11 protein-coding genes, 1 pseudogene and 1 riboswitch are annotated in these 15908 nt (G+C 69.3%); of the genes and pseudogenes, 7 read left to right on the top strand and 5 right to left on the bottom strand.

From position 1 onward, the window contains the following. The first annotated feature begins 2 nt into the window (after positions 1 to 2). Entirely contained in the window at positions 3 to 1136 is a 1134-nt protein-coding gene (locus ACYVLQ_RS17160; protein ID WP_460698475.1) for a bifunctional 2-methylcitrate synthase/citrate synthase, read from the top strand. Between the two features lie 63 nt (positions 1137 to 1199). Here the strand turns inward: ACYVLQ_RS17160 and metE are convergent, their stop codons facing one another. Next, a complete protein-coding gene (gene metE / locus ACYVLQ_RS17165; RefSeq protein ID WP_460698476.1) occupies positions 1200 to 3464 on the bottom strand; it encodes a 5-methyltetrahydropteroyltriglutamate--homocysteine S-methyltransferase in 2265 nt (754 codons plus the stop codon). 116 nt (positions 3465 to 3580) lie between these two features. Beyond that, positions 3581 to 3780, bottom strand: a riboswitch (cobalamin riboswitch). 261 nt (positions 3781 to 4041) lie between these two features. Between metE and ACYVLQ_RS17170 the strand changes: the two genes are divergently transcribed. Both ACYVLQ_RS17170 and rsmD read left to right on the top strand, forming a co-directional pair. Then, the gene (locus ACYVLQ_RS17170) at positions 4042 to 7446 is read left to right on the top strand and encodes a pyruvate carboxylase (RefSeq protein ID WP_460698477.1); all 3405 of its coding nucleotides are present in this window, start codon (positions 4042 to 4044) and stop codon (positions 7444 to 7446) included. Between the two features lie 139 nt (positions 7447 to 7585). Next, the gene (gene rsmD / locus ACYVLQ_RS17175) at positions 7586 to 8143 is read left to right on the top strand and encodes a 16S rRNA (guanine(966)-N(2))-methyltransferase RsmD (RefSeq protein WP_460698478.1); all 558 of its coding nucleotides are present in this window, start codon (positions 7586 to 7588) and stop codon (positions 8141 to 8143) included. A gap of 190 nt (positions 8144 to 8333) precedes the next feature. Here the strand turns inward: rsmD and ACYVLQ_RS17180 are convergent. Further along, positions 8334 to 8920, bottom strand: a pseudogene (locus ACYVLQ_RS17180) (helix-turn-helix domain-containing protein). 80 nt (positions 8921 to 9000) lie between these two features. Here ACYVLQ_RS17180 and ACYVLQ_RS17185 point away from each other — a divergent pair. Then, the gene (locus ACYVLQ_RS17185) at positions 9001 to 10017 is read left to right on the top strand and encodes an NAD(P)/FAD-dependent oxidoreductase (protein ID WP_460698479.1); all 1017 of its coding nucleotides are present in this window, start codon (positions 9001 to 9003) and stop codon (positions 10015 to 10017) included. Positions 10018 to 10510: 493 nt separating this feature from the next. Here the strand turns inward: ACYVLQ_RS17185 and coaD are convergent, their stop codons facing one another. The 3 genes from coaD to ACYVLQ_RS17200 all read right to left on the bottom strand — a co-directional run bounded on the left by coaD (position 10511) and on the right by ACYVLQ_RS17200 (position 13705). Then, positions 10511 to 10996 carry a pantetheine-phosphate adenylyltransferase gene (coaD, locus tag ACYVLQ_RS17190; protein WP_460698480.1) on the bottom strand — a complete coding sequence of 162 codons (486 nt, stop codon included), beginning with the start codon at positions 10994 to 10996 and terminating at the stop codon, positions 10511 to 10513. Between the two features lie 473 nt (positions 10997 to 11469). After that, positions 11470 to 12513 (bottom strand): hypothetical protein, encoded by a 1044-nt coding sequence (locus tag ACYVLQ_RS17195; RefSeq protein WP_460698481.1) that lies wholly within the window; start codon positions 12511 to 12513, stop codon positions 11470 to 11472. Between the two features lie 364 nt (positions 12514 to 12877). Further along, positions 12878 to 13705, bottom strand: coding sequence for a GtrA family protein (locus tag ACYVLQ_RS17200; protein WP_460698482.1), 828 nt, complete (start codon positions 13703 to 13705; stop codon positions 12878 to 12880). A 246-nt stretch (positions 13706 to 13951) separates the two neighbouring features. On the opposite strand from ACYVLQ_RS17200, the gene ACYVLQ_RS17205 reads away from it, so the two are divergent. The 3 genes from ACYVLQ_RS17205 to rpmF all read left to right on the top strand — a co-directional run bounded on the left by ACYVLQ_RS17205 (position 13952) and on the right by rpmF (position 15887). Further along, a complete protein-coding gene (locus tag ACYVLQ_RS17205) occupies positions 13952 to 14698 on the top strand; it encodes a DivIVA domain-containing protein (RefSeq protein ID WP_460698483.1) in 747 nt (248 codons plus the stop codon). Positions 14699 to 15036: 338 nt separating this feature from the next. Further along, the gene (locus tag ACYVLQ_RS17210) at positions 15037 to 15702 is read left to right on the top strand and encodes a YceD family protein (RefSeq protein ID WP_460698578.1); all 666 of its coding nucleotides are present in this window, start codon (positions 15037 to 15039) and stop codon (positions 15700 to 15702) included. Between the two features lie 2 nt (positions 15703 to 15704). Then, positions 15705 to 15887 (top strand): 50S ribosomal protein L32, encoded by a 183-nt coding sequence (gene rpmF / locus ACYVLQ_RS17215; RefSeq protein ID WP_460698484.1) that lies wholly within the window; start codon positions 15705 to 15707, stop codon positions 15885 to 15887. Positions 15888 to 15908: the final 21 nt, after the last annotated feature.

Raw genomic sequence — 15908 nt, forward strand, 5'->3', positions numbered from 1 at the left:
CCATGACCGAGATCAAGAAGGGACTGGCCGGGGTCGTGGTGGACACCACCGCCATCTCGAAGGTCGTTCCCGAAACCAACTCCCTGACCTACCGCGGTTACGCGGTCCAGGATCTGGCGCGGCACTGCGGCTTCGAGGAGGTCGCCCACCTGCTGTGGTACGGCGAGCTGCCCGACGCGAACCAGCTGCGGGCGCTGCGCCACCGCGAACGCGCGCAGCGGCGCCTCGATCGCTCGCTGCTGGCGCTGATCGACAAGCTGCCCGAGACCTGCCACCCGATGGATGTCGTGCGCACCGTGGTCAGCTATCTCGGCGCCGAGGATCCACTCGAGGACCGGGGCACGAGCCCGCAAGCGCTGCTGGCCAAGGCATTACGGATGACCGCGATCCTGCCCACGGTGATCGCGGCCGATATGCGCCGTCGCCGCGGGCTGGATCCGATCGCCCCGGACGAGCAGCGGGGTTTCGCCGAGAACTTCCTCTACATGTGTTTCGGCGAACCGTCGACCGCCGACCGCCGCCTGGACCCGCGGATCGTGGCGGCGTTCGAGACATCGCTGATCCTCTACGCCGAGCATGGTTTCAACGCCTCGACCTTCGCCGCGCGCGTGGTCACCTCGACGCAGTCCGACATGTACAGCGCGGTCACGGCCGCCATCGGCACGCTGAAGGGCCCGCTGCACGGCGGCGCCAACGAGGCCGTCATGCACGCGATGCTGGAGATCAGTAAGCCGGAGCGGGCGCGGGAGTGGTTGCGGGACAGGCTGTCCCGCAAGGAGAAGGTGATGGGTTTCGGACACCGCGTCTACAAGAACGGCGATTCCCGGGTGCCGACCATGAGGGCGGCCCTGAAGCAGGTCGCGGAGGTGACCGGCGGCCACGAATGGCTGCGCATGTACGCCGAACTCGAGGCGGCCATGGCGGAATCGACCGGCATCGAACCGAATCTGGACTTCCCCGCCGGACCCGCGTACTACCTGATGGGCTTCGACATCGACATGTTCACGCCGATCTTCGTGATGAGCCGCATCACCGGCTGGACCGCCCACATCATCGAACAGTCACAGTCCAATGCGCTCATCCGCCCGCTGTCGGAGTATGTGGGTGTGCCGCAACGGGTCGTGGGAGTGGCCTGACGCACGCCGCGACCGTGACACCAGTGGCCCCGGCTGTCGTCAGACGGCCGGGGCCACAGTGCATCAGCGTACGGCTTGTGCCGCGGTCACCAGGTTCCGCAGCGACGCCTCGACCTCAGCGGGTCCGCGGGTCTTGAGCCCGCAGTCCGGATTGACCCAGAGCCGTTCGGCCGGTACGGCTTTCAGTGCGGCCTGGAGCGAGGTGGTGATCTCCTCCACACTCGGCACCCGGGGCGAGTGGATGTCGTAGACGCCCGGCCCGACGCCGAGGTGGAATCCGGCCGCGTTGAGGTCGTCGAGCACCTCCATGTGCGAGCGGGCCGCTTCGATCGAGGTGACGTCGGCATCCAGATCGGCGATAGCTCCGATGATCTCACCGAATTCCGAGTAGCACAGGTGGGTGTGGATCTGGGTGGCGTCGGACACGCCGCTGGTCGCCAGCCGGAACGCCGTCACCGCCCAGTCCAGGTACGCCTGCTTGGCCTGCGCGCGCAGCGGCAGCAGCTCTCGCAGCGCCGGTTCGTCGACCTGGACGATGCGGATCCCGGAGGACTGCAGGTCCACCGTCTCGTCGCGGATCGCGAGCGCGACCTGCCGGGCCGTTTCCGCCAGCGGCTGGTCGTCGCGCACGAACGACCAGGCCAGGATCGTCACCGGGCCGGTGAGCATGCCCTTGACCGGCTTGCTGGTGAGCGACTGCGCGTACCCGATCCACTCGACGGTCATGGGCGCGCGCCGCACCACGTCCCCGTACAGGATCGGCGGCCGCACGCAGCGGGTGCCGTAGGACTGCACCCAGCCGTTGCCGGTGGCGAAGAAGCCGTCGAGCTGCTCGGCGAAGTACTGCACCATATCGTTGCGCTCGGGCTCGCCGTGCACCAGTACATCGAGACCCAGCTTCTCCTGCAGCGCAACGACATCGGCGATCTCGGCGCGCATCCGCTCGTGGTACTGCGCGCCGGTGATCTCGCCCTTGCGCAGTTCGGCTCGCGCCTTGCGGATCGCGGTCGTCTGCGGGTACGAGCCGATCGTGGTGGTGGGCAGCAGCGGCAGTCCCAGCCGTTCCCGTTGCAGCGCACGGCGTTCCGTCGCGGGGGCGCGGCGGGTGGCGTCCGCGCCGAGCGCGGACAGACGGGCGCGCACGGCATCGTTGCGCAGGCGCGGATCGGCGGCACGGCTCGCCCGCGCCGCCCGCGCCGCGGACAGTTCGTCGGCGATGGTGCCGGTGCCCTCGCCCAGGGCGGTGGCGAGCAGCCGTACCTCGCCGACCTTCTCCGCGCCGAATGCCAGCCACGACCGCAGCGCCGGATCCAGCTCCGTCTCGTCGTCCAGCGAATACGGCACGTGCAGAAGCGAACTGGAGCTCGACACCGCCAGCGCGCCGGTACTGCCCAGCAACGTGCCCAGCGAGGCCAAGGCCCCGTCGAGGTCGGTCCGCCAGATATTGCGCCCGTCGACGACACCGGCCACCACCAGCTTGTCCGCCAGGGCCGGTACCGCGGCCACGTCGTCGACCGTTGTGCCGGAGGCGAAATCGAGCGCGACACCCTCGATTCCCATGTCCGCCAAGGCGGGCAGCGCCGCACCCGGGCGGCCGAAGTAGGTCGCCACCAGGATCGCCGGTCGCTGCCGCAGTCCGGACAGCTCCGCGTAGGTGCGCCGCATCAGCGACAGCTCGGCATCGGTGAGGTCGGTGACCAGCACCGGCTCGTCGATCTGCACCCAGTCGGCGCCCTCGGCGGCCAGCAGGCCGAGCAGTTCGCGGTAGTGGGGGAGCAGATCGTTCAGCCGATCCACCGGCGAGATGCCGTCGAGGCCCTTGGACAGCTTCAGGAAGGTCAGTGGCCCGATGACGACCGGACGTGCGGGTACGCCCAGTTCACGAGCCTCGCGGAACTCACCGAGGAGCTTGTCCGGACGCAGCGCGAAGGAGGTGCCCGGGCCGATCTCGGGGACCAGGTAGTGGTAGTTGGTATCGAACCACTTGGTCATCTCCAGCGGCTCGACGTCCTCGGTGCCCCGGGCCGCGGCGAAGTAGCGTTCCACCGGGTCGGTGATTCCGGCGACCCGCAGGGGCAGCGCGCCGAACATCTCCGCGGTGTCGAGCATCTGATCGTAATAGGAAAAGGTCCCAACGGGAACCGAATCCAGTCCGGCCGCCGTCAGCGCGGCCAGCTGCGTGCGCCGCAGCTCGCGCCCGACGGCGTGCAGGTCGGCGGCGTCGATGCGCCCGGCCCAGTAACTCTCGGTCGCGCGTTTGAGCTCGCGCCGCGGCCCGATCCGCGGAATGCCGAGAACCGTTGCGGTGAAAGGGGTGTGATCAGTCACGGTCTCTCCAGTGCTGGAAGCCACAGGTCACCGCCATACAGAGCAGACGGAGCCCGAGATGCCTGTGCACTGGTGTCCGCCCGCCCGATTCCACGAGGCGGTGGCCGCCGGATACGGCGTACCCGGCACAACTGGCAGGTCTTCGGACTCGCAGGCATCTCCCCGTCGGGGGTGTCCCTACTGGCCGTCGCTTCCCAGGTGCGCGCACCCAGTGCTGGTGACGGCGGTCGTTCCTGCATACCGCTGCGGGACAGTCCCGGATTCCCACCGGGTTCCCTCTGGCCGATCCCTCCGGACCGGTTTCGACGCTGCCGCCCTGGCGCTCGGGGCTCCAACTCGCCAGGCGCAGCGAACCAGCTGCGTAGTAGAGGATAAGGCACGGGGCAAAGCGGTTATTCCGGGTATGAGCCCGCCGCTGTCATTCCACCCCGCATCGCTTTTGGCCGGAAACCACGCGTACTGGCTCGGTTACCGGCAGGTCACACAGATTTGCAGATCGGCAAGGTTCGGTTGTGAGGTTGGCTGCGAAGGCGTATTCGATGTCCGGACTCGCCGACGAGCCAGGTACCTTAAGCCAATGTTCTCCAAAGTGCTGGTCGCCAACCGCGGGGAAATCGCCATTCGAGCGTTCCGCGCCGCTTACGAACTCGGGATCGGCACCGTCGCGGTATTTCCCTACGAGGACCGCAATTCGGTGCACCGGCTGAAGGCGGACGAGTCGTACCAGATCGGGGTGCCCGGCCACCCTGTGCGGGCCTACCTGTCGATCGAGGAGATCATCAAGGCGGCCAAGACCGCCGGCGCCGACGCCGTCTACCCCGGTTACGGATTTCTGTCGGAGAACCCGGACCTGGCCGCGGCGTGCGCGCGGGAGGGCATCACCTTCATCGGCCCCTCGGCCGAGGTGCTGGAACTGACCGGTAACAAGGCCCGCGCGATCGCCGCCGCGGAGGCCGCGGGGCTGCCGGTGCTCGCCTCCACCGCGCCGTCGGCCGACGTGGAGGAGCTGCTGTCGGCCGCGGATTCCCTGCGGTTCCCGGTATTCGTCAAGGCCGTCGCCGGTGGCGGCGGCCGCGGTATGCGCCGGGTCGCCGACCGGGCGCAGCTGCGCGAGTCCGTGGAGGCGGCTATGCGGGAGGCCGAATCGGCCTTCGGCGACCAGACGGTATTCCTCGAACAGGCGGTGATCAATCCCCGCCATATCGAGGTCCAGATCCTCGCCGACGGGCGGGGCAATGTCATCCACCTGTTCGAGCGGGACTGTTCGCTGCAGCGGCGGCATCAGAAGGTGATCGAGCTGGCCCCCGCGCCGAACCTGGATCCCGCACTGCGCGAACGCATCTGCGCCGATGCCGTGGCCTTCGCGCGGCAGATCGGCTACAGCTGCGCGGGCACCGTGGAGTTCCTGCTCGACGAGCGCGGCAATCACGTGTTCATCGAGATGAACCCCCGTATCCAGGTCGAGCACACCGTCACCGAAGAGATCACCGACGTCGATCTGGTGGCGTCGCAGTTGCGGATCGCCGCCGGGGAAACCCTGGACGACCTGGGGTTGAGCCAGGACTCGATCGGTATCCGCGGCGCCGCGCTGCAGTGCCGGATCACCACCGAGGATCCCGCCAACGGCTTCCGGCCGGACACCGGCCGCATCACCGCCTACCGCAGTCCGGGCGGCGGCGGCATTCGCCTCGACGGCGGCGCCAACCTGGGCGCCGAGGTCGGCGCGCATTTCGATTCGATGCTGGTGAAGCTCACCTGCCGCGGCCGCGACTTCACCCAGGCGGTGGCCCGGGCCCGGCGGGCGGTCGCCGAATTCCGGATTCGCGGTGTGGCGACCAACATTCCGTTCCTGCAGGCGGTGCTCGACGATCCCGACTTCCGGGCCGGGCGGGTGACCACTTCCTTCATCGACGAGCGGCCCTACCTGCTGACCCAGCGCGGGTCCGCGGACCGCGGCACCAAGATCCTGACCTATTTGGCCGACATCACCGTCAACAAGCCGCACGGTGAGCGTCCCACCGCGGTGTACCCGCACGACAAGCTGCCTCCGATCGACACCACGGCGCCGCCGCCGGACGGGTCGCGGCAGCGTTTGCTGCGGCTGGGTCCCGAGGGTTTCGCGCAGGCCCTGCGCGAGCAGCGGGGAATCGCGTTGACCGACACCACCTTCCGCGATGCGCACCAGTCGCTGCTGGCGACCCGGGTGCGTACCAACAGCCTGATCCAGGTGGCCGGGCACGTGGCGCGGCTGACACCGGAGCTGCTGTCGGTCGAGTGCTGGGGCGGCGCGACTTACGATGTGGCGCTGCGGTTTCTGTACGAGGACCCGTGGGAGCGGCTGGCGGCGCTGCGGGAGGCGATCCCCAATATCTGCCTGCAGATGCTGCTGCGCGGGCGCAACACCGTCGGGTACACGCCGTACCCGGAAAAGGTCACGCGCGCCTTCGTTTCCGAAGCCACCGCGACCGGGATCGACATCTTCCGGATCTTCGACGCGCTGAACAACGTCGACCAGATGCGCCCGGCCATCGACGCGGTGCGCGAAACCGGCACGGCCCTCGCGGAAGTCGCGATGAGCTACACCGGCGACCTGTCGAACCCGGACGAAAACCTCTACACGCTCGACTATTACCTCAAGCTGGCCGAGCAGATCGTGGACGCCGGCGCGCACGTCATCGGCATCAAGGACATGGCCGGACTGCTGCGCGCGCCCGCCGCGCACACCCTGGTCACCGCGCTGCGCAGCAATTTCGACCTGCCGGTGCACGTGCACACCCACGACACACCGGGTGGTCAGCTGGCGACGTACCTGGCCGCGTGGCAGGCCGGTGCGGATGCCGTCGACGGTGCCAGCGCGCCGATGGCCGGCACGACCAGCCAGCCGCCGCTGTCGGCAATCGTTGCGGCGGCGGCGAATTCGGAGTACGACAGCGGGCTGAACCTGGGCAATGTGTGCGATCTGGAGCCGTACTGGGAGGCCTTGCGAAAGGTGTACGGGCCCTTCGAATCCGGGCTGCCGGGTCCGACCGGCCGCGTCTACACCCACGAGATTCCGGGCGGGCAGCTGTCGAACCTGCGCCAGCAGGCGATCGCGCTCGGCCTCGGCGACCGGTTCGAGGAGGTCGAGGCGAAATACGCTGCGGCGGATCGGCTGCTGGGCAGACTGGTGAAGGTGACGCCGTCGTCCAAGGTGGTGGGCGACCTCGCGCTGTCACTGGTCGGCTCGGGCATCGATGTGGAGGACTTCGCCGCCGATCCGGGCCGTTACGACATCCCCGACTCCGTAATCGGTTTCCTGCGTGGGGAACTCGGCACTCCCGCCGGTGGTTGGCCGGAACCGTTCCGCAGCCGGGCATTGGCCGGGCGCGGGTCCGCCAAGCCCGAGACGGAGCTGACCGCGGCCGACGAGGCCGGACTCGGCGGCAGCTCGGAGGAGCGCCGGGCGACGTTGAACCGCCTGCTGTTCCCGGGCCCGGCGGGCGAATTCCTCGCGCACCGTGAGAAATTCGGCGACATCTCGGGACTGTCGGCCAACCAGTTCTTCTACGGGCTGCGGCACGGCGAGGAGCATCGGGTGCAGTTGGAGAAGGGCGTCACGCTGCTGATCGGCCTGGAGGCCATCTCCGAGCCCGACGAGCGCGGCATGCGCACGGTGATGTGCATCCTCAACGGGCAGCTGCGTCCCGTCCTGGTCCGCGACCGCTCCGTCGCCAGCGACGTCCCCGCCGCCGAGAAGGCGGACAAGACCGATCCGGGTCACGTGGCCGCCCCCTTCGCGGGCGTCGTCACCCTGGTCGTCTCCGAGGGAGACACCGTCACGGCGGGCGACACCATCGGCACCATCGAGGCTATGAAGATGGAGGCCGCCATCACCGCCCCCCGCGCCGGCGTGGTGCGCCGCGTCGCCATCGGCAAGGTCCAGCAGGTGGAGGGCGGCGACCTGCTCGTAGACCTCCGCCTGAACGAGGCCGCGGCGGAGTGAGCCGCCCCAGGCCCACCAGCCCCCGCGGGTCAGCCTCGCGGGGATCCGGTTCGGGGGCGTGCCGCGCCGCGCACGGTGGCGCCCGCCCGTTGTGCGGAGTGGGGGCATCGAGTGGGGCGGTGTTCTCGGGGGTGGCTCGATGACGCGGATCGTGGCGGGGGTGGCCGGAGGGCGGCGGCTGCGGGTTCCGCCCGCCGGTACGCGGCCGACGTCGGATCGGGTGCGCGAGGCGCTGTTCAACATGTTGGCTGCGCGCTTGGACTTCGACGGTACTCGGGTCCTGGATCTCTACGCGGGCTCGGGAGCGCTCGGCCTGGAGGCGTTGTCGCGCGGCGCTTCTCACGCCCTGCTCGTGGAGTCCGACCGCAAGGCGGCGGCCGTGGTCCGTGGCAATATCGCCGATCTGGGCCTGCCCGGGGCCGAATTGCGGGTGGGCACCGTGGGCTCCGTGCTCTCCGGCACGCCTGCCGCGGCATTCGACCTCGTCTTCTCGGATCCGCCCTATGCCGTGGACGGCGTCGATGTGGTTGCCGACCTGAAATCCCTGGCCACCAACGGCTGGTTACGCGAGGACGCGCTGGTGATCATCGAGCGCCCCACCCGCTCGCCCGAAATCGACTGGCCACCAGTCTTTTCCGTCCTGAAGCCGCGCCGCTACGGCGAAACCCGCATCGAACTGGCCGAATTCGAACCCTGAGCCCCGTCCCCCGACCTCCCAACGCGGCGAGCCACACTCGCCCCCGGCATGGCGAGCCACGCTCAGCCCCTGGACGCGGCGAGCCTGACTCGGCCCTGGTGTGGCGAGTTGTATTTGGTTCCTGGTGTGGCGAGGCGTACCTCGGCGCCTGGGCGTGGCGAGCAGTCCCGCCGCCCGGATGCGAAATGGCTTACCCGGTTTGCGCTTTGGGCCGGGCGCGCAGATGTGCGCGCTCGCCCTGCTTGCCGAACAGGCTGAGGAGTTCGACCGGCTCGCCACCTGCGGCGCCGAACCAGTGCGGCACCGGGTGTCGAATTCCGCTGCCTCGCCCGGTGACAGCACCAGGTCGTGCTCGCCGAGGATCAGGCGCAATCGCCCGTTGAGGACGTAGACCCAGTCGTAGCCCTCGTGCGTCTGGGGTTGCGGGTCACCGGCGCGGTCCTCGGGCGTCAGCACCATCTTGTACGCCTGGATACCGCCCGGGCGGCGGGTGAGCGGCACCATTGTCATGCCGTGGTGGGTGACCGGCCGCATGTGCACGCGCGGATCCCCGGTCGCCGGGGCGTCGACAAGCTCGTCGAGGGTGACGCCGTGCGCCCGGGCCAGCGGGAGCAGCTGTTCGAGCGCCGGGCGCCGGGCGCCGGACTCCAGGCGCGACAGGGTGCTGACCGAGATGCCGGTCGCCGCCGACAGCTCCGCGAGCGTGGTCTCGCGCTGCTTGCGCAGCGCCCGCAGCCGTGGGCCGACCGCGTCCAGCGCCTGATCGAAGTCGTCCATGTCTTCAGTTTGCCATTTCGGCAAAGAAGTTTGCCTAGACCGCCGACCCGCCCGCATTGTCGATGGCAGGAGGTGGTCATATGACCGATCAGCTGATGGACGGCTACGACGTGGTGGTGATCGGCGGCGGCGCCGCGGGCTTGAACGGGGCCCTGATGCTGGCGCGGGCGCGCCGGTCGGTGGTGGTGATCGATGCCGGAGATCCGCGCAACGCACCGGCCGACGGGGTGCACGGCCTGCTGGCCCGCGACGGCATGCCCCCCGCTGAACTGCTGGAACGGGGCTGCGCGGAGGTTCGCGGCTACGGCGGTCAGGTGGTTTCCGGAACCGTTGAGACCGCCACGCGCGACGACGCCGGGCTGACGGTAACCCTGACTGACGGGCGCACCGTGCGGGCGCGACGCCTGCTCGTGGCAACCGGATTGACCGACGAGTTGCCGGACGTCGCCGGGCTGCGGGACCGCTGGGGCCGCGACGTCGTGCACTGCCCGTACTGCCACGGTTGGGAGGTTCGCGACCGGGCCATCGGCGTGCTCGCCAACGGCCCGATGACGGTGCACGGCGCGCTGCTGTGGCGGCAATGGACCGACGACGTCACGCTGTTCACGCATACGATGGCCGAACCGACCGGCGAGCAGGCCGAGCAGTTGGCGGCGCGCGGCGTCCGAGTCGTGACAGGCGAGGTGGCGTCGGTCGAGGTAGTCGACGATCGGCTGGTCGGAGTGCGGCTCGCCGACGGCTCGCTGGTCGCCAGGCAGGTCCTGGCCGCGCCCTCGCGCATGGTGGCCCGCGCGGGATTCCTGTCGGACCTCGGCCTGCACCCGGTACCGCACCCCAGCGGCATGGGCGACCACATCCCCGCCGACCCGGCCGGGCGCACGACGATCCCCGGAGTCTGGGTCGCGGGTAACGTCACCGATCCCTCCGCCCAGGTAGGCCCCGCTGCGGCGGCAGGCGCGAACGCCGCCGCCCAGATCAACATGGACTTGGTGACAGAGGAGACCCGCCGAGCGGTCGAGGCAGCCCGCGCCCCATTCTCACCCGCCTTGGAATCCCAGATCAGCGACCTGATTACCGGCAACCGCCACGGATTGTGACCGGACACCGAGTTCCATAGCCCGCGGCCCCGGCCTCACCGGCTACGCGGGCACCGGTCCCTACAGCCGATCGGGCACCAGCCCTTCAGTCATTCCGGCATGCGCTGGGCCGGAATCCGCTTCGGCTGCCGCGGATCCCGGCCAAGAGCATGCCGGGATGACTGGAGGGATGTATGCCGGGTTGACTTGAGAGGCATGCCGGGATGGCTGGAGGGATGTATGTCGGGTTGACTCGAGGGGCATGTCGGGATGGCTGGAGGGATGTATGCCGGGTTGACTCGAGGGGCATGTCGGGATGGCTGGAGGGATGTATGCCGGGTTGATTCGAGAGGTATGCCGGGATAACTGGAGGGACATCTCGGGAGGGCTGGAGAGATGCATGCCGAGGTTGACTCGAGAGGCATGTCGGGATGACTGGAGGGATGCACGCCGGGATGACTCGAGAGACATGTCGGGAGGATTGGAGAGGTATGTCGGGCCGGTAGGCGCCTGCTCAGTCTTTGCGTTCGGCGATGCGGGCCAGTAGGCGTTTGTGGACGGCGGGGGGGAGCATGTCGGCTACGTCGCCGCCGAAGGTGGCGACCTCCTTGACCAGCGAACTGGACAGGTAGCCGTAGGAGGGGTTGGTGGCGAGGAAATAGGTGTCGACGCCGGACAGCTTCTTGTTCATCTGCGCCATCTGCAGCTCGTACCCGAAGTCCGTGGCATCGCGCAGGCCCTTGACGATCGCGCCGATGCCCTGTTCTCGGGCGAACTCCACCGTCAGCCCGTACCACGATGCGACGCGGACGTTCGGCAGCGCGGCAGTCGCCTCGCGCAACATCTCCATCCGCTCCTCGACCGTGAACATGCCCTGCTTCTTCTTGTTCACGTTCACAGTCACCACGACCTCGTCGAACTGCGCGGCCGCCCGCGTGATCACGTCGAGATGCCCGTTGGTCACCGGATCGAACGACCCGGGGCACAGTGCTCCAGCCATCCCCGAACGCTAACAGAGCCACCCTCCACCCCAACCCCTCCGGTACCTCACCCCCCGGTCCTCATCCCAGCGCTCCAGCACGCGCGCCGCAACGAGCGCGCGAACAACCACACGAACGAGCGAGTTCCCTTGCCCGCCCACACCCTTCGCACCCAGCGCTAGTCCGGACCGGACAGCCACCCCATCGCGCACCCCTTGCAGGTTCACGCACCCCATACATGTGCTGTAGCGGGTGCGTGAACAGGTGCGGGGTGCGTGAGTTTTGTTGCCCGGCTGCTTGCTTCGTACCCGGCATTGCGCGGGGCGGTGATCAGGGCATCGTGCACTCCATGCGGGTCGACGCACACCGTGCATGCGTGGTAGCGACTGCGTGGATAGATGTGGGGTACGGGATCACGGGGGAGGGTCTCGGCCCAGCTCACCCGAGCCCGGCGCACGCCCCACCAGGACGTACGACGGGCGCGCGGGAGGGGTCAGAGGTTTCTGAGGGATAGGGGTTTCGGTTTGGGGAGGGGGGACTGGCAGATGAAGCCGTCGGGGCGGGTGTGCTGGGCTCGGGTGTGGGCGGCGCGGAGGCGGGTGGCGACCTCGCCGGTGGGGATTTCGTCCCAGGTCCATCGCACTACCTGAAAGCCGCTGCTGCGCAAGGCGTCCTCACGCTTCTTCTCGGCGAAGACCGCCTCGCCCGGCGCCTCGCCGGGGCGGAGCAGGCGGCCGTACTTGACGCGGCCGTCGAATTCGCCGATGACGCCGGTCTCGCCGTAGTAGAAGTCGACCCGGCCCAGCATCCGGCCGCCACCGCTGTAGACGTCGCCCTGCGACTGCGGCATCGGCAGGCCCAGTCGGCGCAGCATTACGCGGCTGCGTGATTCGCCCACGCTCTCGCTGCGCGGATCGAGGAAGTTCACCACGCGGCGGGCGGCGTCGATGCCGTGCCGACGCTTCGCGAGTTCGAGCTCCGTCGCCAGGTCCGCCGCGGGGACGCCGTAGTCGCGTGCCAGCGCGTCGCCGGCGACGACCGCGGCCTCGAAGGGCGTGGTGCGCGCCAGGTCCACGATGGTGCGCGCCGGTGTGGTGAGGACGAATCCGTCCAGCTCGGCGACCGTGTCGACCGGTGCGCAGTGCACCTTCATGGTCGCCTTGATCCGTCCGCCGTTGCGCCGGTTGCGAGTGACGGTCACGCGGTCCAGCAGCGCGACCCACACCGGAGCCCCGTACACCACGGCCGCCGACTGGTGGCTGAGGATCGCGTCGGTGGACAGGTCGGGCAGTACCGCGTCGGCGAGCACCCGATGGCGCGCCATCGCGTCCAACCCCGCGAAGCCGGCCTCGTCGGTGTAGGAACCGCGCCGCAGCCGCCGCCAGCGTCCGCCGAGGCAGCGCCTGCGGATCTCGGCGTCGCTGACACCGCTCCGGATCACCTCCTGCCGACGCCGCACGCCGGTATCGCAGAGGTCTTCGGCGGCAAGGCATTCCGTCCACGGATCGCCCGGCTGCGGCCCGCCCGTCCCGCTCATTCGGGTTCGCGATCGGTGCGGGGGCGCCGGGTTCGCCGCGGCGTACCGGTCTCGCAGATCTCGATCGACCTGACGGCGGGCCGCACCCATACCATTTGCGGGGCCAGACCGTTCCGCCACGACGTGCGACATCCTTGGCGACGCTTCATTACTGAACCTCCACCTCGAGTACTCGGACAGTGCGTTTGCTCAGATTGGACGCCGGGTACCCGAATGCGGTTCCTTGCTCGCTTGACCAGCTTGTTCACGCACCCCGTATTCATTCACGCACGGCTTGCCGCACGTGTATGGGGTGCACGGGGATGCCCGGGGTGCGGCAAGGGGCTGGGGTCTGTGGGCCGGGCTGTTCGGGGGAGTTGGGCGCTCAGAAGACCCAGAGGCGCAGGGTGAGGAAGCGGAGGGTGCCTACGGCGGCCGCGATGGCGATGACGGCCAAGGCCTCGGAGACGTCGTTCATGCCGGGCGCGACGAAGTCGAGTACGGCGAGGGCGGCCGAGGTGATCGCGAGCCCGGCCAGCGCCAGGCCGCCGCCCTCGAGTTGCGCGGTGACCCAGCCGACGCGGTCGGCGGCGTGGAAGGTGAGCCGCCGGTGCATCTCGTTGGCCAGCGCGGTGCTCACGATGGAACCGGCGAGGTTGGCCAGCTGCGCGCCACCGCCGTAAAAGGCGAGGAACAGCAGGAAGTAGCCGATATTGCTGAGCCCGCCGACCAGCGCGAAACGGACCAGTTGCGGCAGCCATTGGTCCCCGCGCAGATACGCGCCCAACTGCGAGAGCGCCCGCCGCGCCGCCCGCGGGCCGTCGGCGGTCGATTCCTCCGGCGGCAGGACGGTGACGGTGCGCGGCGACGCCTCGGCCAGCGCACCGGGAACGATGGGCTCGGATCCTGTGGGCAGGTGCCTGGCGCGGCCGCGGGACAACTGCCCGGTGATCAACCGGGACAGCAGGGTCGGCTTGCGGCCCCGCGATCCGGCGCCGGTCGGAGAATCCGCCGGGCGTAACGGCATCCGGAAGGCATCGGGCGGCGGCACGGTCAATCCCATGCCCAGCCAGATCAGCCAATGATAGGGAGCGCGGCCCGAATCGGCGGGCTGCGCTGCGGTATTGCCGTCGGGCTGCACGGGTATGCCAGGGCCGGGCGGGATGTTCGCCCCGGGGCCCTTCAGTACCGGATACAGGACAGCCATTGTCATTTCCGATCCAACATCGCCGGGCGCGGATTGTTCCGCGACCCGACTGGTCTACCGCTCAGTAAAACGATAACACCAAGTGGAGGGAAATCCTCCACTTGATTTCTGTGGCGTTGGAAACACACCCACGACACACCGCGGGTGAACTGGGCAGATGATCGTGACGAGGGGCACACTGGGCCCAGGCTGCAAGAAGGCCGGACGGCGGTCTCCGTCGTGAGAGCTCGGTAGGAGAGTGGGGTCAGCAGGATGTACCGCGTATTCGAGGCACTCGACGAACTGGTCGCGATCGTGGAGGAGGCGCGCGGCATCCCGCCGACGCGCAACTGCATCATCCCGCGCGGCGAGGTCCTCGAGCTGCTCGACGACGTACGTGACGCGCTGCCCGGCGAGCTCGACGACGCCCAGGACGTCCTGGACCACCGTGACAAAATCGTCTCCGATGCCCGCTCGACCGCCGAGACCACCGTCACCGCCGCCGACGACCAGGCCAACCAGACCGTCACCGCGGCCCGCGAGGAGGCCGACCGCATCCTGGCCGACGCCAAGGCGCACGCCGACCGGATGGTGGCCGAGGCGGGGGCCCACGCCGACCACTTGGTCGCCACCGCGCAGGCTGAGGCCGATCGGGTGGTGGCCGACGGCAAGGCGGAGTACGAGGCAGTCACCGGCCGGGCGCGGACCGAATCCGAGCGCATGATCGCGGCCGGGCAGTCGTCCTACGACCGTTCGGTCGCAGATGGGCGCGCCGAACAGGAGCGCCTGGTGTCGCAGACCGAGGTGGTGCGCGCCGCGCACGTGGAGTCGGCCCGCCTCATCGATGCCGCGCAGGCCGAATCGGACCGGCTGCGCGAGGAGTGCGACCACTACGTGGATGGCCAATTGGCCGACTTCGAGGAGACCCTGCACGGCGCCCTGCGTACGGTCGGCCGCGGCCGCCAGCAGCTGCGCTCCGGTGCGGGCGTCCCGGACTACGCTGCGGAATTCAGGCGTTGATCCCGGCCAAAAGCATGCCGGGAATGAGGTGGAGCGGGCATGCCGGGGATGAGGGGGAGCGGGCGCGCCGGGAATGGGGTGGAGCGGGCGCGCCGGGAATGGGGTGGAGCGGGCGCGCCGGGAATGGGGTGGAGCGGGCGCGCCGGGAATGGGGTGGAGCGGGCGCGCCGGGAATGGGGTGGAGCGGGCGCGCCGGGAATGAGGTGGAGCGGGCACGCCGGGAATGAGGTGGAGGGCGCATTGGGTGCCCGATGACCTGCGGTTTGGGTGCGGGGCGCCCGGTCCGGTATTGTTGACTGGTTGCCCAAATCCCACAACCGATCGTGAGTGAGTTCGTGATGCCCGCCGAATCCGGTTCCGGTTCGCGTCGTCGTCAGATCGACGCGGGCTTCGTGCTGGACACACGCAGTCTCGGACGCGCCGCCGGTTCGATGCGGCAGGTGCGCCGCACCGTCCCCGTCTCGGAGCGGATCGGCCTGGACATGGTCGCCGTCCCGGTCGGCGGCGAGGTCGAGCTCGACCTGACGCTGCAGGCCGTCTCGGAGGGTGTCCTGGTCACCGGCGCGGTGCACGCACCGGTGTCGGGGCAGTGCTCACGCTGTCTCGAGCCGTTCACCGACGAGATCGAGCTGCAGCTGACGGAGCTGTTCGCCTACCCGGACAGCGCCACCGAGCAGACCACCGAGGACGACGAGGTCTACCGGCTGATCGACGATATGGCCGATCTGAAACCGGTGGTCGTCGACGCCGTCGGCCTGGCGCTGCCGCTGCAGCCGCTGTGCGAGCCCGACTGCGCCGGTCTGTGCCCGGAATGCGGTGTGCGGATGGCGATTGCAGGTCCGGATCACAGGCATGAGATACTGGACCCCCGCTGGGCCGGGCTCGCGAATTTCGCGGCCGAGGCACCCGGCGCCGGTGCCGAGGGCGCCGCAGCAGAATCCGACGAAGACCGATCTCTTGCGGGCCGCAACGGCTCGGCAAGTTCCAGAACAGAGGAGAAGTAGTCGTGGCCGTTCCGAAGCGCCGGATGTCTCGTGCCAACACCCGCTCGCGGCGCAGCCAGTGGAAGGCCACCGCGCCGGCCCTGATCACATGCCCGAACCGGGCTTGCGGTCAGAAGACGCTGCCGCACATCGCGTGCCCCAACTGCGGCACGTACAAGGGCCGCCAGGTCACCTCCGCTGTCTGATCGCCTAGCCCGGTAGCCGAA

Source organism: Nocardia thraciensis (assembly GCF_054782435.1).

Bases quoted from the DNA above. Each gene is read 5' to 3' on its own strand.
- ACYVLQ_RS17160 (WP_460698475.1), top strand. From the start codon at position 3: ATGACCGAGATCAAGAAGGGACTGGCCGGGGTCGTGGTGGACACCACC.
- ACYVLQ_RS17200 (WP_460698482.1), bottom strand. From the start codon at position 13,705: ATGACAATGGCTGTCCTGTATCCGGTACTGAAGGGCCCCGGGGCGAAC.
- ACYVLQ_RS17185 (WP_460698479.1), top strand. From the start codon at position 9,001: ATGACCGATCAGCTGATGGACGGCTACGACGTGGTGGTGATCGGCGGC.
- coaD (WP_460698480.1), bottom strand. From the start codon at position 10,996: ATGGCTGGAGCACTGTGCCCCGGGTCGTTCGATCCGGTGACCAACGGG.
- ACYVLQ_RS17210 (WP_460698578.1), top strand. From the start codon at position 15,037: ATGCCCGCCGAATCCGGTTCCGGTTCGCGTCGTCGTCAGATCGACGCG.
- rsmD (WP_460698478.1), top strand. From the start codon at position 7,586: ATGACGCGGATCGTGGCGGGGGTGGCCGGAGGGCGGCGGCTGCGGGTT.
- ACYVLQ_RS17170 (WP_460698477.1), top strand. From the start codon at position 4,042: ATGTTCTCCAAAGTGCTGGTCGCCAACCGCGGGGAAATCGCCATTCGA.
- ACYVLQ_RS17205 (WP_460698483.1), top strand. From the start codon at position 13,952: ATGTACCGCGTATTCGAGGCACTCGACGAACTGGTCGCGATCGTGGAG.
- ACYVLQ_RS17195 (WP_460698481.1), bottom strand. From the start codon at position 12,513: ATGAGCGGGACGGGCGGGCCGCAGCCGGGCGATCCGTGGACGGAATGC.